At 58.7% G+C, this 20,486-nt stretch carries 21 protein-coding genes; 9 read left to right on the top strand and 12 right to left on the bottom strand.

Features of this window, described 5'->3' with window-relative positions; genetic code table 11:
- Positions 1-47: 47 nt before the first annotated feature.
- The 3 genes from ligA to HGT1_RS18305 all read left to right on the top strand — a co-directional run bounded on the left by ligA (position 48) and on the right by HGT1_RS18305 (position 4,483).
- Positions 48-2,168: an NAD-dependent DNA ligase LigA gene (gene ligA / locus HGT1_RS10535; RefSeq protein WP_176249903.1), complete on the top strand. Its 2,121-nt coding sequence runs from the start codon at positions 48-50 to the stop codon at positions 2,166-2,168.
- On the top strand, positions 2,165-4,255 hold the full coding sequence (gene recG, locus HGT1_RS10530) for an ATP-dependent DNA helicase RecG (RefSeq protein WP_176249902.1): 2,091 nt from the start codon (positions 2,165-2,167) through the stop codon (positions 4,253-4,255). Before ligA ends, recG begins: the two co-directional genes overlap by 4 nt.
- 99 nt (positions 4,256-4,354) lie before the next feature.
- Positions 4,355-4,483: a hypothetical protein gene (locus HGT1_RS18305; protein ID WP_255200166.1), complete on the top strand. Its 129-nt coding sequence runs from the start codon at positions 4,355-4,357 to the stop codon at positions 4,481-4,483.
- Between the two features lie 210 nt (positions 4,484-4,693).
- On the opposite strand, the gene HGT1_RS10525 is transcribed toward HGT1_RS18305, so the two are convergent.
- A complete protein-coding gene (locus HGT1_RS10525; protein ID WP_176249901.1) occupies positions 4,694-5,155 on the bottom strand; it encodes an iron-sulfur cluster assembly scaffold protein in 462 nt (153 codons plus the stop codon).
- Positions 5,156-5,231: 76 nt separating this feature from the next.
- On the opposite strand from HGT1_RS10525, the gene hisI reads away from it, so the two are divergent.
- A complete protein-coding gene (gene hisI, locus HGT1_RS10520) occupies positions 5,232-5,591 on the top strand; it encodes a phosphoribosyl-AMP cyclohydrolase (RefSeq protein WP_176249900.1) in 360 nt (119 codons plus the stop codon).
- Positions 5,592-5,600: 9 nt separating this feature from the next.
- On the opposite strand, the gene gluQRS is transcribed toward hisI, so the two are convergent.
- The 3 genes from gluQRS to HGT1_RS10505 form a co-directional block, all read right to left on the bottom strand.
- On the bottom strand, positions 5,601-6,440 hold the full coding sequence (gene gluQRS / locus HGT1_RS10515; RefSeq protein ID WP_176249899.1) for a tRNA glutamyl-Q(34) synthetase GluQRS: 840 nt from the start codon (positions 6,438-6,440) through the stop codon (positions 5,601-5,603).
- A complete protein-coding gene (trmFO, locus tag HGT1_RS10510; protein ID WP_176249898.1) occupies positions 6,437-7,789 on the bottom strand; it encodes a methylenetetrahydrofolate--tRNA-(uracil(54)-C(5))-methyltransferase (FADH(2)-oxidizing) TrmFO in 1,353 nt (450 codons plus the stop codon). The genes gluQRS and trmFO overlap by 4 nt, the downstream gene beginning before the upstream one ends.
- Before the next feature lie 277 nt (positions 7,790-8,066).
- Positions 8,067-8,852: an enoyl-CoA hydratase gene (locus HGT1_RS10505; RefSeq protein ID WP_176249897.1), complete on the bottom strand. Its 786-nt coding sequence runs from the start codon at positions 8,850-8,852 to the stop codon at positions 8,067-8,069.
- A gap of 57 nt (positions 8,853-8,909) precedes the next feature.
- On the opposite strand from HGT1_RS10505, the gene HGT1_RS10500 reads away from it, so the two are divergent.
- Complete coding sequence (locus tag HGT1_RS10500; RefSeq protein WP_176249896.1) at positions 8,910-9,329, top strand: PaaI family thioesterase; 420 nt, start codon at positions 8,910-8,912, stop codon at positions 9,327-9,329.
- A gap of 87 nt (positions 9,330-9,416) precedes the next feature.
- Here HGT1_RS10500 and HGT1_RS10495 read toward each other — a convergent pair whose 3' ends face one another.
- Positions 9,417-9,647 (bottom strand): DUF1127 domain-containing protein, encoded by a 231-nt coding sequence (locus HGT1_RS10495; protein ID WP_176249895.1) that lies wholly within the window; start codon positions 9,645-9,647, stop codon positions 9,417-9,419.
- A gap of 99 nt (positions 9,648-9,746) precedes the next feature.
- Between HGT1_RS10495 and HGT1_RS10490 the strand changes: the two genes are divergently transcribed.
- The 4 genes from HGT1_RS10490 to HGT1_RS10475 all read left to right on the top strand — a co-directional run bounded on the left by HGT1_RS10490 (position 9,747) and on the right by HGT1_RS10475 (position 13,490).
- The gene (locus tag HGT1_RS10490; protein ID WP_176249894.1) at positions 9,747-11,162 is read left to right on the top strand and encodes a PLP-dependent aminotransferase family protein; all 1,416 of its coding nucleotides are present in this window, start codon (positions 9,747-9,749) and stop codon (positions 11,160-11,162) included.
- A 163-nt stretch (positions 11,163-11,325) separates the two neighbouring features.
- Positions 11,326-11,787, top strand: a complete 462-nt coding sequence (rplM, locus tag HGT1_RS10485; protein ID WP_176249893.1) for a 50S ribosomal protein L13 — start codon at positions 11,326-11,328, stop codon at positions 11,785-11,787.
- Between the two features lie 2 nt (positions 11,788-11,789).
- Complete coding sequence (rpsI, locus tag HGT1_RS10480) at positions 11,790-12,278, top strand: 30S ribosomal protein S9 (RefSeq protein ID WP_176249892.1); 489 nt, start codon at positions 11,790-11,792, stop codon at positions 12,276-12,278.
- A 210-nt stretch (positions 12,279-12,488) separates the two neighbouring features.
- Positions 12,489-13,490: an LLM class flavin-dependent oxidoreductase gene (locus tag HGT1_RS10475; RefSeq protein ID WP_176249891.1), complete on the top strand. Its 1,002-nt coding sequence runs from the start codon at positions 12,489-12,491 to the stop codon at positions 13,488-13,490.
- Positions 13,491-13,501: 11 nt separating this feature from the next.
- Here HGT1_RS10475 and HGT1_RS10470 read toward each other — a convergent pair whose 3' ends face one another.
- The 7 genes from HGT1_RS10470 to guaA form a co-directional block, all read right to left on the bottom strand.
- Positions 13,502-14,119, bottom strand: coding sequence for a TetR/AcrR family transcriptional regulator (locus tag HGT1_RS10470; RefSeq protein WP_176249890.1), 618 nt, complete (start codon positions 14,117-14,119; stop codon positions 13,502-13,504).
- On the bottom strand, positions 14,112-14,981 hold the full coding sequence (ppk2, locus tag HGT1_RS10465) for a polyphosphate kinase 2 (RefSeq protein WP_176249889.1): 870 nt from the start codon (positions 14,979-14,981) through the stop codon (positions 14,112-14,114). The genes HGT1_RS10470 and ppk2 overlap by 8 nt, the downstream gene beginning before the upstream one ends.
- Positions 14,982-15,032: 51 nt before the next feature.
- Positions 15,033-15,995: an alpha/beta fold hydrolase gene (locus HGT1_RS10460; RefSeq protein ID WP_176249888.1), complete on the bottom strand. Its 963-nt coding sequence runs from the start codon at positions 15,993-15,995 to the stop codon at positions 15,033-15,035.
- Between the two features lies 1 nt (position 15,996).
- Positions 15,997-16,914 (bottom strand): homoserine O-succinyltransferase, encoded by a 918-nt coding sequence (metA, locus tag HGT1_RS10455; RefSeq protein ID WP_176249887.1) that lies wholly within the window; start codon positions 16,912-16,914, stop codon positions 15,997-15,999.
- A 60-nt stretch (positions 16,915-16,974) separates the two neighbouring features.
- Complete coding sequence (locus HGT1_RS10450; RefSeq protein WP_176249886.1) at positions 16,975-17,829, bottom strand: ATPase; 855 nt, start codon at positions 17,827-17,829, stop codon at positions 16,975-16,977.
- Between the two features lie 166 nt (positions 17,830-17,995).
- Entirely contained in the window at positions 17,996-18,829 is an 834-nt protein-coding gene (locus HGT1_RS10445; RefSeq protein ID WP_176250216.1) for a DMT family transporter, read from the bottom strand.
- A gap of 88 nt (positions 18,830-18,917) precedes the next feature.
- On the bottom strand, positions 18,918-20,480 hold the full coding sequence (gene guaA / locus HGT1_RS10440) for a glutamine-hydrolyzing GMP synthase (protein ID WP_176249885.1): 1,563 nt from the start codon (positions 20,478-20,480) through the stop codon (positions 18,918-18,920).
- Between the last annotated feature and the right edge of the window lie 6 nt (positions 20,481-20,486).

Genomic DNA, 20,486 nt, shown 5'->3' with positions numbered 1-20,486 from the left:
GCCTGCGTATTCATGCACCAGTAGTGACAGAAAACTGGGGCAGACCGTTGAGTTCAGATATCGCCGTTCAAGACCTGACAGAAGCGCAAGCCAAGGCCGAGCTTGAAAAGCTTGCGGTTGCGCTGAACAGGGCCAATGCGGAGTATTACGGCAAGGACGCACCGCAGATCAGTGACGCGGAATATGACCGGCTGAAACGCCGCAACGCCGAGATCGAGGACAGGTTTCCTACCCTCAAACGGGCCGATAGCCCCAGCGAAAAGGTCGGGGCCGGCCCGTCGGAGGGGTTTTCAAAGGTAACCCATGCCGTGGCGATGCTGTCGCTGGCCAACGCGTTCGAGGAGGAAGACGTTGTCGATTTTGACGCGCGGATCCGGAAATACCTAGGCCTGAGCCAGGACGCTGAACTGGAATATACGGCCGAACCAAAGATCGATGGATTGTCGCTTTCGATTCGCTACGAACAAGGTGTGTTGGTCCAAGCCGCAACGCGGGGTGACGGGGCGGTCGGCGAGAATGTCACGGCAAACGCCAGAACGATCAGCGACCTGCCTCAGCGGCTGACTGGTGCGCCAGACATCCTAGAGGTGCGCGGCGAAGTCTATATGAGCCATGCGGATTTTTCGGCATTGAACATCCGCCAGGAGGCAAATGGGGGCAAACCCTTTGCAAATCCGCGCAACGCAGCTGCCGGATCATTGCGCCAACTGGACGCCGAAATCACCCGCGCGCGGCCGCTCAAATTCTTTGCCTATGCCTGGGGCGCGCTATCGGCCCCTTTGTCTGACACGCAATATGGGTCAATCAAACGGCTCGAAACTTTGGGATTTTCGGTAAACCCGCTGACTGAAATCTGCAAAAGACCGCAAGAGCTGATTGATCACTATGCCCAGATCGAAGCGCAGCGCGCGACCTTGGGGTATGATATCGACGGTGTTGTCTACAAAACCAATGATCTGGCCTTGCAAGACCGGCTTGGTTTCCGGTCAACGACCCCGCGTTGGGCCATCGCGCATAAGTTTCCTGCGGAACTGGCCTGGACCACGCTGGAGGATATCACGATTCAGGTTGGCCGGACCGGTGCGCTTTCCCCGGTGGCGCGGCTGAAACCGGTCACAGTTGGCGGCGTGGTTGTATCAAATGCGACACTTCATAACGAGGATTACATCAAAGGGTTTGACAGCAAGGGCAATCAAATCCGCGGTGGCAAGGATATCCGCATCGGCGACTGGGTGCAGGTGTACCGCGCCGGCGACGTGATCCCCAAAATTGCCGACACCGATTTGACGAAACGCCCGGCTGACGCGCAACCCTTTGAATTTCCTACGACATGCCCAGAATGCGGCAGCGATGCGATCCGCGAGGAAGGCGATGCCGTGCGCCGCTGTACCGGAGGTTTGATCTGCCCCGCGCAAGCAGTCGAAAAATTGAAGCATTTTGTGTCCCGCGCGGCCTTTGACATTGACGGGTTGGGGGCCAAACAGGTCGAGCAATTCTATACCGATGGCTGGATCAGTGAACCGGCGGATATTTTCACGCTGCAAGCGCGCTATGGGTCGGGGATGCAGCAGCTTAAAAACCGCGAGGGCTGGGGCGAGAAATCTGCCGAAAAACTGTTTCAAGCGATTGAAGATAAACGTAAAATCCCGCTGTCACGGCTGATATTCGCGCTAGGAATACGCCATGTGGGCGAAGCTGCTTCAAATCTTGTGGCCCAGCATTACACCACTTGGGATGCCTTCGAGGCCGCGATGGCGCAAGCAGCCCCCATGGAAGGCCCCGCATGGGATGATCTGATCGGTGTCGATGGCGTGGGCTGCGTGATGGCAACATCGCTGGTTAGCGCCTTTGCCCAAGAGGCCGAGCGCGCCTCGATCGACCGGCTGGTGGCTGAATTAACCATTCAAGACTCCGCGCGGCCTGATACGGCCGGATCGCCGGTGGCAGGCAAAACCGTCGTGTTTACCGGCACGCTTGAAAAAATGAGCCGCGCCGAGGCCAAGGCGCGCGCCGAACGGTTGGGGGCCAAAGTATCAGGGTCGGTAAGTGCCAAAACCGATCTGTTGATCGCTGGCCCGGGGGCCGGGTCCAAGGCCAAAAAGGCCGCCGAATTGGGGATCGAAACCTTGGACGAAGACGGCTGGCTTGACCTGATTGCGGGCCTATGACGGGGCGGCCCGAAGCGCTGTTTCCGCTGTTTGCCGGGCTTGAAACCCTTGAAGGGGTCGGCCCGAAAACCGCACAGCATTTCGCCCAACTGAACATCACAGCACCGCGTGACCTGTTGTTTACATTGCCTTATTCCGGCATTGACCGCCGGTTGCAGGCCAGCGTCAAGGATGCGGTTTTACCTGCAACGGTCACGGTTGCGGTGACCGTAGGCCAGCACCGCGCGCCTTCGAACAAGACCGGTGCCTATCGGATCCATGTGGAGGATTCACAGACCTCATTCCAGCTGGTGTTTTTTCACGCCCGCGGCGATTACTGGAAGCGCCAATTGCCCGAAGGATCGCGCCGGATTGTGTCGGGCCGTGTCGAATTGTTCGACGGGATGGCGCAGATGGTGCATCCGGATTTCACCGTGGCCGAGGAAGACGCCGGTGAAATCCCGACATTCGAGCCGGTATATCCGTTGACCAGCGGGATTACGCAAAAACTGATGTACAAGGCCACCCGCGCCACGCTGGCCCGCGTGCCCGAGTTTGAGGAATGGATCGACCCGTCGCAGAAAGCCAAGGCCGGTTGGCCCGATTTCAACATTGCCATTCAAGCCGCCCATGACCCCGAGAAAATGGCCGACCTATCCGCCACTGCGCCCGCTCGGGAACGCCTGGCTTATGACGAATTGATGGCGCATCAGTTAACGCTGGCGCTGGCACGGGCCAAGGAGCGGCGCAAAAAGGGCAGGCCCAGTCAGGGCGACGGGCGTTTGCAGGGGCGGGTTCTGGCGGCATTGCCCTATAAACCCACAGGCGCGCAGACCCGTGCGATTGGCGAAATCGCCGCCGATATGGCCAGCCCGCAGCGCATGAACCGCCTGTTGCAGGGCGATGTGGGTGCGGGCAAGACGCTTGTTGCGTTTATGGCGCTGCTGGCGGCGGTTGAATCCGGCGGGCAGGGCGTGTTGATGGCCCCCACGGAAATCCTTGCGCGGCAACATCTTGAGGGGCTGCAACCGCTTGCTGAACGGGCCGGCGTCGTTCTGGAAATCCTAACGGGGCGTGACAAGGGGGCTGAGCGGCGTGCCAAGCTGGCCGCACTTGAGGCGGGTGCCATACAAATACTGGTGGGCACCCATGCCGTGTTTCAGGCCGATGTCAGCTTTGCCGATTTGCGGCTGGCAGTTGTCGATGAACAGCACCGTTTTGGCGTCCGTCAACGGCTTGAACTGGGGCAGAAGGGGAGGCTGGCTGACGTGTTGGTCATGACGGCCACGCCCATTCCGCGGTCGCTGGCATTGGCGCAATATGGCGATATGGACGTGTCCGTGCTGGATGAAAAACCCGCCGGGCGCAAACCGATCCGCACCGCCTTGATCAGCACCGACCGCATAGCAGAGGTTGTGGAACGCCTGCGCGCGGCCATCCAGGAAGGGCGGCAATGTTATTGGGTCTGTCCGCTGGTCGAAGAAAGCGAAGTCAGTGATCTGATCGCCGCTGAAGAACGGTTCAAACGCTTGCGCGCCACATTGGGCGAGGGTGTCGTCGGGCTGGTGCACGGCCAAATGCCGCCCGCCGACAAAGACGCCGCCATGCGGGCGTTTCAAAACGGCGAAACCAAGGTGCTGGTGGCAACCACCGTGATCGAGGTGGGCGTTGACGTGCCCAATGCCAGTATCATCGTCATCGAGCGGGCGGAAAGTTTCGGGCTGGCGCAATTGCACCAGCTACGCGGCCGTGTGGGCCGCGGGCAGGCGGCATCGACCTGCCTGCTGATGTATCAAGCGCCCCTGAGTGAGACAGGCCAGCAGCGGCTTGAGGTGTTGCGCGAGACCGAGGACGGCTTTGTCATTGCCGAAACCGATCTGAAGATGCGCGGGACCGGCGATTTGATCGGCACCGCGCAATCGGGTGTGCCCCGGTTCAGGGTGGCCGATCTGGAACGCCAAGCCGGTTTGATGCAAATCGCCCAGTCAGACGCGCGCAAATTACTGGCCGAAGATCCGGAACTGGCCAGCCCACGGGGGCAAGCGGCAAGGCTGCTGCTTTGGCTGATGCGGCAGGACGAAGCAATTCGTTTGATTACAGTGGGTTAACACCTTCCGTTCTATTTTGTTCGCAAATGTTCTCATAAAGTTCTTTACAGGGCGCCAATTAAATGAGAACAAAGGAGCAACAGAGAGTGGAGAACGCAAATGACAACTTTTAAAACAGTCAAAGCCATCGCCAAACGGTCGCAAGATACGCTTTTGCAAGATGCCGTGGGTATGGCCGCATTGATTGTGATCCTGGTTGCCGGTTTGCATATCCCTTCTTTTGTTTGACTTCTGCCTGCGCATTTTGTGTCGCTTTAATTTGACTTACGCATCTGTCCCAAACTTTATGCGTTCAACCAAATGTCCTGTCCTTGGTTGGAACTGCCGAATTGTCCCTTCGGCACCGGATTAAGGTGAGCCTGCACAAAGAACGCGTACTTGCGCCGCCATCCTTTTGGATGTGCGGCGTTTTTTTTTGGCTTAGGGTTTTTGGGGAAATCAGGTGCTCTGTGCGGTCTCGGCCGTCCGGCTTTGCTGCATCGCTTCTGCCAGCGCCTCGATGCTCAGCAGGATCGACGCGTGCCGGTTTTTGTAGTCCACAGCGGGGGTTAGCACCTCGAACCCGTCAAAAGGCGCTTCTGGTACCGGGCCTTTGCCCTTGAGCATCGCCTTGAGCTGGTCGCGCGCCGTCTCAATCTGCGGCAAGGTCGCGCCAATTGCCGCGCCCCCGGTCACCGCCGCCGCAGCCTGACCCAAGGCGCAGGCTTTGACGTCCTGGCCCAGATCGGCCAGCTTGCCGTCTTTTACCACCACATCCACCGTGACGGTTGACCCGCACAAGGGCGACCGCCGCGTGACCGTCGCATCCGGATGATCCAGCCGCCCCAGATGCGGAATATCGGCCGCCAGCCCCAAAATACGGGCAGAGTAAAGCTTGATCAGGTCGGTTTCGGCAGTCATGGCTGTTCCTTTCGGCGCTTACCCCCTACATAAGCCACCACGACGATGATGCAAAAATTAAATGAAGGGGCAGCCCATGGATTTCGATCCCAGCACATTAAAGTACAACGACGCCGGGCTGATCCCCGCCATCGCGCAGGATGCCGTTTCAGGCGAGGTGTTGATGATGGCGTGGATGAACGCCCAAGCCGTCAGCCAAACCCTCGAGACAGGGCGCGTCACCTATTGGAGCCGTTCGCGGCAATCGTTCTGGATCAAGGGCGAAACCAGCGGCCATGTGCAGGAACTGGTCGAGCTGCGCATCGACTGTGACCGCGACTGTCTTTTGGTGGTTGTGAACCAGACCGGTGCCGCTTGTCACACCGGACGTCGCAATTGTTTTTACACCCTGGTGGAAGACGGCGTTGAACGCATCACGCTTGAAAAAATGGATTAAGATCGACCCCTAAAGACCTATTATCTCACGAATATCTTGCGGTGATGCTCCTTCGCTGCGGTACAAGGATATCGCGCGCGCATCATCGCGTTTGGCCAGCCGTTTGCCGGTGTCATCGCGGATCAGCTTGTGGTGATAGTACAGCGGCGGCCGATGGCCCAACAGGGCCAGCAACAACACCTGCACCTGCGTAAATTCAAACAGATCAACACCGCGCACCACATGGGTAATCCCTTGGTTAATGTCATCAAGTGCCGAGGCCAGAAAATAGGCGGCGGTCTGGATGTCTTTGCGGCCGATCACAATATCGCCGACCGTCTGGGTCAGGGTGGTTTTATCCAGCCGGTAGGTACCCTTGTTCAGCGGTCCCAACTCGGTGAATGACAGATCCATGCCCGCAATCGCATCCCATGCGCGGTCCATATGCAGCCGTAGCGCGTCAGTCGGGCCACGTTCGGTCATGCTGCGATGCTTGCAGATTTGCGGATAAACAGGGTGCGGCACACCTTCTTGGGGGGCGGCCAAAGCGGCGGCGATGTCCTTGCGACTGCACCGGCAGGGATAGGTCAAGCCTTGGGCGATCAACTGCTCAACACTTTGATTATACGTCTCAAAATGGTCTGACTGCATCAGCGGCTCTGCATCCCATGTGATGCCAAGCCATGTCAGATCGTCGATCACCTGCGCTGTATATTCGGGCTTTGAACGTTCCAGATCGGTATCTTCGAACCGCAGCAAGAATTGCCCGCCCGCTGCCCGCGCCATGTCATGGGCCAGCAGCGCGGAATAGGCATGCCCCAGATGCAGCGGCCCCGTGGGGGACGGCGCAAATCGGGTGACGAAACTCACGCGGGAACGGGGGTGCCGTTCAGCCAGGCCTGCCAGTCTTCCTTGGCGCGGTCGGTATAGGCTTTGTAGCGGTCTTTGCGGCCACGGCGGCCTGATTTCAGCCCCTCAACCGGGGGGAACAGCCCGAAATTCACATTCATCGGTTGAAAGGTCTTCGCCTCGGCCCCGCCGGTGATGTGGGTGATCAACGCGCCTGTCGCTGTGGTGGGCGGCGGCGGTGTGGCGGCTTCGCCCTTGATCTCGGCCACGGCCAGACGACCGGCGAGCAGACCCATGGCCGCACTTTCAACATAGCCTTCAACGCCGGTGATCTGGCCCGCGAACCGGATGTTGGGCTGGCTGCGCAGGCGCATCTGGTCGTCCAGCAAGGTGGGCGAGTTCAGGAATGTATTGCGGTGAATGCCGCCAAGCCGCGCAAAGGATGCGTTTTCAAGGCCGGGAATCATCCGCAGCACTTCGGTTTGTGCGCCATATTTCATCTTGGTCTGGAAGCCGACGATATTATACAGCGTGCCCAGCTTGTTATCGCGGCGCAATTGCACCACGGCATAGGGCTTGTTTTCGGGGTCATTGGCGTTGGTCAACCCGACAGGTTTCATCGGGCCAAAACGCAAGGTTTCCCGGCCGCGTTCGGCCATCACCTCGATCGGGAGACAACCGTCGAAATATCCGGCGGTTTCGCCTTCTTTGAATTCGGTCTTATCGGCGGCGAGCAAGGCGTCGATAAACGCCTCGTAGGTGGCTTTGTCCATCGGGCAGTTCAGGTAAGCCGTGCGCTCTTCCTCGGTTTCGCCCTTGTCATAGCGTGATTGCATCCACGCTTTGGTCATGTCGATGCTCTCGTGATAGATAATCGGCGCGATGGCATCAAAAAACGCCAGCGCCTCGGCCCCGGTTTCAGCCGCAATCGCATTCGCCAGATTGCCCGAGGTCAGCGGGCCCGTCGCGATGATCCAATGCCCATCGCGCGGCAGTTCTGTGATTTCGCCATATTCAACGGTGATATTGGGATGCGCCATCAAGGCTGCGGTCACGGATTCTGCGAACGGGTCACGGTCTACGGCCAAGGCACCACCGGCAGGCAGGCGGTGTTTTTCCGCCGTTGCCATGATCAGCCCGTTTGCCGCGCGCATTTCCCAATGCAGCAGCCCGACAGCATTTTGTTCGCTATCGTCCGACCGGAAGGAGTTCGAGCAGACCATTTCGCCCAGAAAACCCGTTTGATGTGCAAATGTGCCGACTTGGGGCCGCATCTCGTGCAGAACAACCTGGACGCCCGCGTTTGCGGCCTGCCAGGCGGCCTCTGATCCGGCCATTCCGCCGCCGATGATATGGAGTGTTTGTGTCATATCAGCGATGTAGGGCAGGGGCCGCGCCTATGCAATAGAACAGCGCCAAAACCACAGGATTGCGTGGTGAAACCTGATCTGGGACAGAGGGGGATTTTTGGGGTCGCCGCTGCGGGAACGGTCGGCCAGTGAGAGACTGACCTGGAGGGACCTTCCGCCGGCGGCGACCCAAAATCATTAAGGCATTCACCTTGTCTTATTTATGCCCCAATTATGCCCGAATTGCCAGAAAAATATTTTCAACAATGCATGTCGAATTGGAAACAGTGTGACTGGGCTATTGCGTCCAACCGGGATCACGCTTTTCCAAAAAGGCGCTGATCCCTTCTTCGGTGTCGCGGTGCAGCATATTTTCGACCATGACGTCGCCGGTATAGGCATAGGCCTGATCGGTCGGCATCCCGAGCTGGTTGTAAAACGCCTGCTTGCCGATCTTGACTGCCACCCCCAGTTTGGCGGCGATCTGGCTGGCCAGTTTCTGGGTTTCCATCGCCAGTTCGTGTTCGGGGGCGACGCGGTTGATCAGACCCAATTCGCGCGCGCGGGCTGCATCAATGAAATCACCCGTGGTCAGCATCTCGAACGCCTGTTTGCGCGGGATGTTACGGCTTAGGGCGACCATCGGCGTTGAACAAAACAGCCCGATATTCACGCCATTCACCCCAAACCGTGTCCCTTCGGCGGCAACGGCCATGTCGCAGGTCGCAACCAACTGACACCCGGCGGCGGTGGCGATGCCGTGCACCTGGGCAATCACCGGCTGGGGCATGGACTGGATTCGCGCCATCACGGCGCTGCACCGCTCGAACAGATCGCGAAACTGCGCGGCACCGCCATCTTCGGCCTGCCGCATCGCCGTCATCTGCTTAAGATCGTGGCCCGCGCAGAAGGCTTTGCCGCGCCCGGCCAGAATCACAACCCGCACCGCCGGGTTTTCAGCCAGGTCATCCAATGTGGTCTGAAGTGCGGCCAGCATCTCGTCCGAGAGGGCATTCAAACGTTCGGGCGCGTTCATGGTGAGCGTTGCGACCGCAGCGTCATATTCTACTTCCAGCATTGTCATCTTGCTCTCTCCTTGAATTTACCAGAGCCTACCCTCGACATATGACGGAGGACAAGTATGCCGATAATGATGGATGCCGGTGCGTTGACGGTTTTTATGAAAGACGTGTTCAAGCAGGTTGCCGATGAATTCGCGATCGACCACGTAAGCGAAACGGATCTGACGACGCGGCTTTTGGTGGAGGACCGGCATTTACGCCCCGGTGGAACTGTATCGGGGCCGTCGATTTTTGCGCTGGCCGATGTCAGCGCCTATCTGATGACGCTGGCACGGATCGGTCCAAAGGCCTTGGCCGTGACCACGAATTGTTCGATTGATTTCATGCGCAAGCCCGAAGCAGGCGTCAATCTTGTCGCCAAGACGCGGCTTCTCAAGCTTGGGAAGCTGCTGTCGGTCTGTGATGTTCTGGTGTTTTCAGAAGGGATGGATCAACCCGTCGCACGGGCGTCGCTGACCTATGCAATTCCACCCAAATAATGTACCATTAACTTTTTGATACAATCGAAAAAAGGGCCGGTAATGTACCGGCCCAAGTGAAGAGGTCTGGTTGGCGCCACAGGGACGTCACGCTTTCCAGAACACCCGAATAAACTCATCATGAGCCTGTTTGGATGTCAGTCCTACATCGTCCAGCTGCCACGGCTCCAGTTGGGAGAGGGCCAGGCGGGTCCGGCGACGTGTCGTCATCTTCGTAACACAAACCGCAAATTTTACCGCAATAACAGCGAGAACAGGCGTACCGCGCTGGTTCAGGATGGCCACTGATTCAGTGGAAAGGGTAAGGGTCTGTGTCATGAGAATCTCCTTAATATCTGAATTGTATTGACACATTATTGAATGTACCGTAACATTGTGGTACAAAATGCCACACGCGTTGAAAAGGAAAATATTGTAATGGGTACAATTTGGCAGCCATCACTGGATCACGGGCACGGCCCCAAGTACAAAGCTGTCATTGCAACCATTCGCCACGGCATTGAAATCGGCGCATTGAAAGAGGGCGATAAACTGCCCCCCGTGCGCGATCTGGCCTGGATCTTGAAAATCACCCCCGGGACCGTGGCGCGGGCCTATACCATGCTGACCGAAAGCGGCACGTTGCTGGCCGAAGTCGGGCGCGGCACCTTTGTGGCGTCGAAAACACCCGCACCAGAGCCGGAAGGCCCGATCGAAATCGATGTCATCGCCCACAAGGCGCAAAAGCTGGATGACCATTTCAACGTCAATATGTTTTCCCCGCATCTGCCATCTTCGGGGCAGGCGGGGCTGATCCGGAAACTCCTGGCCGAGATCGCAAATGATCCGCCCTCGGGGATCATGCATTATCCCAGCCGTATCGGTGCGCAACCCGCCCGCGAAGCCGTGGTGCGCTGGTTGACCGGCACCCCGCTGGGGGCGTTTGAGCAAAGCGATGTCGTGCTGACCCATGGCGGGCAAAACGCGCTGTCACTGGTGTTTCAGGCGATCTTGCAAGGCCGCCGGCCTGCGATCCTGATCGAGGAACTGGCCTATCCGGGGTTCCGCCGTGCCGCTGAATTGTTGCGCGCCGATGTGATCCCCGTTGCGATGGATGCCGATGGCGTCATCCCCCAAGCGCTGGAAGAAGCCGCACGCAACCATGATGCGCAGATATTTTGCACCTCGCCCGAGGTTCACAATCCGACAGGTACCTTTACCCCCGTCGCCCGCCGCGATGAACTGGTCAAGGTCGCGCGGAAATACGACATCCAGATCGTCGAGGATGATTGTTACCGGATGCTGGTCGAACGGGCCCCGACCTACCGTCTGCTGGCTCCCGAACGGGGCTGGTATATCTCGTCGCTGGCCAAAATCCTGACCCCGGCCTTGCGGATCGGCTTTGCCATTGCCCCCGAAGGGCGCACGCCCGATCTGCGCCGTGTCGCGGAATACAACAGCTTTGGCCTTGCCACGCCCCTGACAGATCTCTGCGCAAAGCTGCTGACCCATCCCGACATCGACACATTGGCTGAAGGGACACGGCAGGGGTTCAACACCTATGTGCAAAGCGCGGTCAATATTCTGGGCGGCTATGATGTGACATGGCGCGCCAATGTGCCCTATCTCTGGCTGCGCTTGCCCGTGGGCTGGCGGACAGGGGCGTTTTGTCAGGCCGCCGAAGCGCAAGGCGTGCAGATCCGGTCGGCCGAAGAATTCGTCAGCCGTGACGCCCGCGCGCCCCATGCCGTGCGCCTTGCCGTGAACGCCGGTGTGTCGCTGGAAAGCTACGAGGCGGCGATTTTACGGCTGCGCCAGCTGCTGGACAGCCCGCCAGAGCAGCTGAGCGTGTGATTTTTGTGGGGTATTATTATACCTAATTTGCAAGTAACTGTTTTTGCACGGTTAATTTGGAAAACTGGCGCTTGACGCGACTTGGCGCGTGTTTATAACCCAGCCATCAGATAGCGGGGTTCGCGTTTCGGACCCCTTCACCAAATTAACGGGAATTCCCTCCATGAAAACCTTTTCTGCAACACCGGCAGATATCGACAAGAAATGGATCATCGTCGACGCTGAAGGCGTTGTCCTTGGCCGTCTTGCGTCGATCATTGCCATGCGTTTGCGCGGCAAACACAAGCCATCCTTCACACCTCACATGGATTGCGGCGACAACGTCATCGTGATCAATGCCGAGAAAATCCAGATGACCGGCAAGAAGCGTGAAGAAAACTTCTACTGGCACACGGGCCACCCCGGCGGGATCAAAGAGCGTACCAAGGCACAGATCCTTGAGGGTGCACACCCAGAGCGTGTTGTGACTATGGCCGTCAAGCGCATGTTGCCTGGCAACCGCCTGAGCCGTCAGATCATGACAAACCTGCGCGTTTATGCCGGTTCCGAACACCCCCACGAGGCGCAAAGCCCAGAGGTTCTGGACGTTAAAGCCATGAACCCCAAAAACACGCGGAGTGAATAAGCATGGCTGATGAAATCAAAACACTCGAAGGCCTCGAAGCGGCCGTATCCGAGAACGCTGTTGCTGCAGTCGAATTGACACCACGCGAGCCCGTCCGTGACGCGCTTGGCCGTGCCTATGCGACCGGCAAGCGTAAAGATGCGGTTGCCCGCGTCTGGATCAAGCCAGGTTCCGGCAAGGTGATCGTAAACGGCAAGCCGCAGAACGAATATTTTGCGCGCCCCGTTTTGCAGATGATCCTTGCACAGCCTTTCACCATCACAGGCACCGACGGTCAGTTCGACGTTGTTGCAACTGTTAAGGGTGGCGGTCTGTCCGGTCAGGCCGGCGCGGTAAAGCACGGTGTGTCCAAAGCTTTGCAGCTTTATGATCCCTCCTTGCGCGGCGCGCTGAAAGCGGCAGGCTTCCTGACCCGTGACAGCCGTGTTGTTGAACGTAAGAAATACGGTAAGGCCAAAGCGCGTAAGAGCTTCCAGTTCTCCAAGCGCTAAGTTTTGCGACAGAATATGTGGAAAGGGCCGCTCCTGCTGGGGGCGGCCCTTTTTCGTGGTGTTTGTTCGGTGTGTTTACATGCATCTGTGGGTGCGCGGGGCGGGCCGGCCCTTCGGGGAGAGTTTATTTGGCAAAATGAAACGGCTGGGGTGGTTTTGTTTTCAGTGTCGCGTGCTTAGGTTGGGGGCAAGTTGATAGGAGACACCGCCATGCGCTATTCCGTTCTGGATCTTTCGCCCGTCCCTGAAGGGTCGGATGCACGTCAGGCCATCGCAAATACCATTGATCTGGCACAGCATGCCGAGGCGGCGGGGTATCACCGCTATTGGTTGGCCGAGCATCACAATATGCCCGGGATTGCGTCGGCGGCGACATCCGTCTTGATCGGTCATGTGGCGGATCACACGACATCCATCCGCGTGGGCGCGGGGGGGATCATGTTGCCCAATCACGCGCCGCTTGCCATTGCAGAGCAGTTTGGCACCCTGGCCACGATCCACGGCGACCGGATTGATCTTGGGTTGGGGCGTGCACCCGGCGGCGATCAGGCCGTTTATCATGCGTTGCGGCGCGGGATGCAGGGCGGTGACCGGTTTCCCGATGATGTGGCGGAATTGATGGGCTATCTGGACGAGGCCCATCCCAACGCACCGGTGAAAGCGCATCCGGGGCAGGGCACCCATGTGCCGGTTTGGATTTTGGGATCGTCGCTTTACGGGGCGCAACTGGCGGCGCATTTCGGGCTGCCCTATGCCTTTGCCTCGCATTTCGCGCCTGATGCGCTGGAGGAGGCTGTCGCGATCTATCGCCGTGATTTCAAGCCCTCGGCGCAATGGGCACGGCCGCATTTTATGCTGGCGGCCAATGTATTTGCCGCGGATACGGATGCGCAGGGGGCTTATTTGCGCACATCCATGCAGCAGGCTTTTGTGCGGTTGCGCACCGGACGGCCCGGCAAGCTGCCGCGGCCAGTGGATGATATTGACGCCGAAGTCGGCACGCAGATGCGCCAAGCCGTTGATCAGGCCTTGCGGGTCACTGCAGTGGGCAGCCCGGATAGCGTGCGGGCGCAACTGGCCGATATGATCGCGCGCTACCAACCGGACGAGATGATCCTGACGGGGCAGATCCATGACCACGCGGCGCGGGTGAAATCCTTCCAGATTGCGGCGGATGTCTTGTCTGATCTGACCGGGCGCGCCGCCGCCTAAGCCACCACCGCCTAAGTGTCGGGGTCGACCAAACCCAGACCGCGCAGGTAGATACCAATGCCGCTTTCCAGCAGTTCATCGGCTGGAAAGGGCGATGCCCGTCCCGGTGAATTGCGCGCGAACAGTTCCACCACACCGTGGCTGAGCGCCCAGATATGCGCCGAGAACATTGACGCAGGCGGGCGTTTTTCGGCCGGGATATGGCGGCTCAGATCGCTGGCTGCCTGTTCCATCACCTGATTGGCCCGATTGGCCGCTGCCGCCAGATCGGGCGTGCGGTTGACCGAAATGCCGCTTTCGAACATCGCGATGTAATGGCCGGGATTGGCGCGCGCAAAAGCCAGGTAGGCGCGGCTTGTCGCCTCAAAGGCCTTGAGCGCGGAAGGTTGGCCCGAATTATAGGCGGCGTCCATCAGATCGGCAAAGATCGCATAGCCCTGCAACGCCCCTTCGGCGATCAGGTCTTCGCGGCCCTCGAAATGGCGATAGACGGCGGCAGGGGTCACCCCCGCTTGCTTGGCCGCTTCGGAGAGGGTGAAACCGGTGGGGCCGCGCAATTCGATCAGTTCAAGTGCTGCATCGATCAGCGCCTGACGCAGATTGCCGTGATGATACCCCTGTTTAGGCATCCCAGATGTCCGGGGTGCCGCAAATCTGGTCGTCAATCGCGCCAATCGCGCGGGCGTCCTTTTGAGCGTAGTCAAAGCTGTGCAACACCGTGCGGATCGCCTGCAATCGCGCGCGGCGTTTATCGTCGGAGCGGATCACCGTCCAGGGCGCGATCGGGGTGTGGGTGCGCGCCAGTGTCTCGGTGATGGCGGCGCTATAGGCGTCCCATTTGGCCAGACCTTTAACGTCGATCATGCTGAGCTTCCATTGCTTGAGCGGATCGCTTTCGCGCGCCAGCATCCGGCGCAACTGTTCGGCGCGCCCGACGTTCAGCCAGAATTTGAACAGGTGGATGCCATCATCGACGATCATCTTCTCGAAGGGGACAACCTGCGTAAAGAAATGGTCGCGCTGCGTATCGGTGCAAAAACCGAAAACCGGCTCAACCACGCCGCGGTTATACCACGAGCGGTCAAAGAACGAAAAATGCCCGGCGGTTGGCAGATGTTTTACGTAACGCTGGAAATACCATTGGCCCGCTTCGGTCTCGGTCGGTTTTGACAAGGCGATGACATGGGCCTCGCGGGGGTTCAGGTTTTCGCGGAACCGCCCGATTGTGCCGCCTTTGCCAGCGGCATCGCGCCCTTCGAAGACCATTGCGATGCGGGTGCCCGTATCGCGTGCCCATGCTTGCAATTTGACCAGTTCGATCTGCAAACGCGCCATTTCCTTGTCATAGCGTTTGCCGCCCATGCGTTCGGAGTGGGGGTAGCTCTCGGACAGAACATCATCGTTTTCTGCGCGTTTGATCGCTTTGCGGATGGAATCCGGGGCGTCATTTTCGAAATAGGCGCTGATTGCACCGTCAAAGGGCAGGTCCATGGCGGCCTCCTGATACTGTCGTTATTTATATGTTATGAAGCGTTCCGGCAGCTAGCGCAAACCCGCACGCAAGGTCGCGCGGTCAATCGCGTCAAAAACAGCACTGCGTTCAACATGTTGGGGCATATGGCCGGTACCGGGCAGGGTTGTCAGCTTGGCGTTGGGCAGTTGTGTCATCAGTACCTTGGCGTGGATATCCATTGGCACAATCGTATCTGCCGTGCCGTGAATCACCTCCACCGGCATGGTCAGGGTCCCATAGTGCGGCACCATTTGACGGATGTGGGGCAAAAGCGAGTTCACCTGCTGGGCATTGGCCCGCAGGGAGGGACGGCGCAGGGCAAGGTCACTGCCGATATGCGGGCCGTAGCCCTGCGGAATAGGCTGTGGCGCAAAGATCGCCGCGAGGCTGGCCTCGACGAATTTCTTGGGCAGAAAAGCGGTGATGACCGGGATCACCAAACCGCTTCCCAATGTGGAGCCGGTCAGCTGGTATTGCCAGCCCAGACTGCCGGGCCAGACTTCGGACACCGCAGCGACAAGCACCAGCGCACCGGTCTGATCCGGGCGCGCCAACCCCCATGCCAAGGCAACAGCCCCGCCATAGGAATGGCCCAGCACAACCGGATTGCGCACCCCAAGCTGATCGGCGGCCTGCTGAAGCATCGCGGCCTGTTCCGCAGGAGAGGCGGAGCTTTTATTCCACGCCCCCGCGTTGCCGGGCAAGACATCGGTCCAGCCCAATCCGGGGCGGTCAAAGCAGATCACCCGGTAGCGGGTTGCCAGTTCATCGACCATATTAAAGGTGAAATCACGCAGATTGCCCGACGCCCCGTGGATCAGCACCAGATCAGGGCCGCTGCCCCGCACCAACGCATGTACCTTGGTGCCGTTCACCTCCAAGAATTCTCCAAGCGGCGGATATTGGTCGTTGGTTATCCGTTCACGCTGATAGGCCCGCCATTGCACAAGGGCCGTCAGCCCCACGACCAGCAGGGCAACAGCGATCAGCATTTCAGGACCCGATACGATCAAGTTCAAACGGGGTGGATTGGTAGATCTCGTTGATCCAGTTGCCATAAAGCAGATGCGCATGACTGCGCCAGCGGTTCAGCGGCACCTTGGTGGGATCATCATCAGGGTAGTAATTGCACGGTATATTGATCGGTGTGCCGGCTTCGACGTCGCGGTCATATTCGTCTTTCAACGTGTCGCGGTCATATTCCAGATGGTTAAAGATATACAACGCACGGTGTGCTGCGTCTTCGACCAGACAGGGGCCGACCTCGGCGCTGCCCAAAAGCGTATGCAGCCCCGGCACGCTGTCGACCTCGGCGGCGCGCATTTCGGTCCAACGGCTGACGGGCACCACCAGATCGTCGGAAAATCCGCGCAGATAGGGCGAGGACGGGGCCAGATTGCTATGCCTGAAACAGCCGAACGCCTTGTGGTCCAGCAGGTGTTTTTTGACACCGTGGAAATAGTTGATCATCGCCATTCCGCCCCAGCACACGCCAAAGGTGGAATGCACGTTGGTCTGGGTCCAATCCATGACGCGGGTCAACTCATCCCAATAGGTGACGTCTTGGAAATCCATATGCTCGATCGGCGCACCGGTGATGATCAGCCCGTCGAATTTTTCATCCCAGACATCGGATACAGGGCGGTAAAAGCTCTCCAGATGGTCGGCAGCCGTATTGCGCGATTGATGGTCCGACATCCGCAACAGGCTGAATTCGATCTGCAAGGGGGTGGCACCGATCAGGCGGGCAAACTGGTTCTCTGTCTGGATCTTTTTCGGCATCAAGTTCAGCAAGGCGATGCGCAGCGGGCGGATATCCTGAGTGGCGGCCAGTTCTTCGTCAACCACCATAACACCTTCGCGCGTCAACACGTCATAGGCGGGCAGGTCCGAGGGAAGCTTGATGGGCATAGGTAAAATCCAACTTGAAACAGACGTCTAGATAGGGCGTGCGGGCAAAACTGCCAAGGGTTAGTCTTCCATCACCCCTGCAATCAGCTCGACGAAATCCTTTTCGCAGGTCAGCGCGGCGACCTGATCGGTCGTGACAGTCACCCCCCAGCGGGCCATCGCCTCATAGCGGGGCTGGCGATGGGCCAGCGCTTGGGCATAGGTCCAGCGGATGAAAGCATCAGGATCAACCTCATCCTCTTTGCAGTTGTTTTCGCTCAGATATTCGGCCCAGACCCGCGCCAGAAACTCGGGCTGATAGGCCATCGGCTTGGGTGCGCGGTCAAAGCGGCGGATCAGTTCCTGGGTGTGGGCTTCGTCGCCCTTAATCCAGATCGGCAGGCATTCCTCCGACAGGGTCTTCATCAGCGGATCGTGATCATCTTCGGGGTCAACCCATTCGCAAATCGACCCGCCGGTGTCACAGATGAAATGCGGATAGTCGTACAAATCCTTCGCCCGCGCTGCGAAATGGGCCGTGTCATACAAGGCCGCCAGTTCGGCCTTTTTGAACGCCTCCTGACGCTTGGCATATTCCGCCATCGGCAATCCGCCTTTGGCCGGATCGCCCGGCTTGCCCAGCCAGGTGGCAACAGGCGACAGGTTATCAAAGGTGATGTTCGACCCGATATAAATGCTGTCGCTCAGCAAAAGATCGCGCAGAAACGGCACTTTCATCGCCTCGGCTTTGGCGTTGTCGGCGATGGTTTCGCCCAAATACCGCGTCCCGATGCGGTAATCGATAGAGTAGTGGAACCAGTTGCCATTGCTGCGTAGCAAATGCGACAGATGGGTCTTGCCCAAGCCAGACATGGCAAACACCAGTACTTTTTTGCGCGGTGCGGCGCGCCATGCATCAGCAGAAGGGTAAAGCATCGGTGTCGTCCTTGGATCTAACGGTTTTGCGTTACCTATCAAATGGCCGGGCGATAGACTAGCCACCCGATCACGCGACAACGCAAAAAGCCCGCCACAGAACTGCGGCGGGCTTTTATTCCCCTCAGACCCTCGGTTTCAGGCTCCAAGCGTTATCCCCGAACGGTCAAATCTTTTTATGCGTCTCGACCCACAGGTTGATGTAATTGCCGATAAAAATAATGGCCGCCCCGACAAAGACCCAGATATCCAAGGCCTCGGCATAAACCAGCATCCCGATGATCGCGATGACGGGCAGGCGGATGAAATCAATCGGCACAACCACCGTGGCAGGGGCGATCGACAGGGCGTTGGTCAGGCAATAATGCGCCAGCAACCCCGCGACCCCGATCAACAGTAAAAGCGGGCCGTGGGTCATGTCGGGCAAGACGATGTCGCCGTCATATCCGGCTGTCACAAGGCCAAAGACCAACTGCGTCACGGTCAGGTAAAACAGGATCGTGGTAATGGTCTGACTGCGCGTCAGCCGTTTTGTCAGCATGATCGTAAAGGCAAAGAAGATCGCAGAGGACGCGGCGGTAATCACGCCCGCATTGATCCCCTCGACCGTGGGACGGGCTACAACCAGAATGCCCACAAACCCCATCAACGCCGCCAAAGCGCGAATTTTCGTCAGCTTTTCCCCCAGGATCAGCGGCGACAACACAATCACCCACAAGGGCGAGGTGAATTCCAGCGCGAAAACCTGTGCCAGCGGAATAACAGTGACGGCATAAAACCAAAGGTTCTGGCCGGTGAAATGCGCCAGATTGCGCCCGATCTGCAGACCCAGATTGCGCGTGTTGATCTGCCGCCATGCGCCCGTGGCAAAGGCCAGCGTGACGACCACCAAAACCCCAACCGCCGACCGGTACATCATGATCTCGAACGTGTCATAGACGCCCGACACTTCGCGCCCCGCGACAGCCATCGCGGAAAACGAACTGATCGACCCGATCATCCAAAATGCTGCCTTCAGCGTCGGGCTCACACCCTGTCTTCCAAATGGAAGAAAATCCCCGCCGGAGGCATCTTTCTTTTTGGGAGCATCATTCCCATTCAATCGTGCCCGGAGGTTTGGATGTGATGTCATAGGTGACGCGGTTGATGCCCGGCACTTCGTTGATGATGCGCGTTGCCGTTTCGCCCAGGAATTCATGGGTGAACGGATAGTAATCCGCCGTCATGCCATCCACGGATGTCACCGCGCGAAGGGCGCAGGCAAAATCATAGGTCCGGCCGTCGCCCATAACGCCAACGGTCCGCACCGGCAGGATCGCCACAAACGCCTGCCAGATTTCATCATAAAGCCCGTGCTTGCGGATCTGGTCGATATAGACCGCATCGGCCTCGCGCAGGATTGCCAGCTTTTCGCGGGTAATCTCGCCGGGGCAGCGAATGGCCAGACCGGGACCCGGAAACGGGTGACGGCCGATAAAGCTGGTGGGCAGACCCAGTTCGCGCCCCAAGGCGCGGACCTCGTCCTTGAACAATTCACGCAGCGGTTCAACCAGTTTCAAGCCCATCTTTTCGGGCAGGCCGCCAACGTTGTGGTGGGATTTGATCGTGACCGACGGGCCACCGGAAAACGACACGGATTCGATCACATCGGGGTAGAGCGTGCCCTGGGCCAGAAACTTGGCATCGCCCACGGCGGTTGCATGTTTCTGGAACACGTCAATGAACAGCTTGCCAATGATCTTGCGCTTGGTTTCAGGGTCGGAAACCCCGTCCAGCTCGCCCAGGAACAGCTCCTGTTCGTCAGCATGGATCAACGGCATGTTGTAATTGTCGCGGAACATCTTCACGACCTCTTCGGCCTCGCCCTTGCGCAGCAAGCCGTGGTCGACAAAAACGCAGGTCAGCTGGTCGCCGATCGCCTCGTGGATCAACACTGCGGCGACCGAGGAATCAACCCCGCCCGACAGGCCGCAGATCACTTTGGCGTCGCCCACCTGCTCGCGGATCGCGGCAATCGCTTCCTCGCGGTAAGCGCGCATGGTCCAGTCGCCTTTGAACCCCGCCAGCTTGATGAAGTTTTCATAAAGCTTGGCCCCGTTGGGGGTGTGGTGCACCTCGGGGTGGAATTGAACCGCATAGAAGTGACGCGACGCATCGGCCGTAATCGCGAACGGCGCATTGGGCGAGGTGCCATAGACCTCAAAGCCCGGTGCGATGGCACTGACGTGGTCGCCATGGCTCATCCAGACCTGTTCGCGGTCGGTTTCAAACCAGCCGTCCAGCAGATCAAGCCGCGCTTGTGAAGGTGTGACAAAGGCCCGACCGAATTCGGCAGTGCCGTGGCCGCGTTCGACCTTGCCGCCCAGGCAATGCATCATCACCTGTTGGCCATAGCAGATCCCCAGGATCGGCACGCCCAGCGTAAACACCGATTGCGGCGGCATGGGCGCACCTTCGGCAAAGACCGAGGACGGTCCGCCGGACAGGATCACCGCTTTGGGATCGAAGTCCTTGAGGAAGGCGTCATCAACCGTATTGAACGGGTGAATTTCGCAAAACACATTGAGTTCACGCAAACGGCGGGCGATCAGCTGGGTGACCTGGCTGCCGAAGTCGATGATGAGAAGGCGGTCATGGGAGATATCTGTCATGCAGAC

Source organism: Sulfitobacter sp. HGT1, from assembly GCF_013282155.1.
Taxonomy (GTDB): Bacteria; Pseudomonadota; Alphaproteobacteria; order Rhodobacterales; family Rhodobacteraceae; genus Sulfitobacter.
Note: the sequence above shows the minus strand (reverse complement) of the source record. Positions and strands in the feature narration are given on the sequence as shown.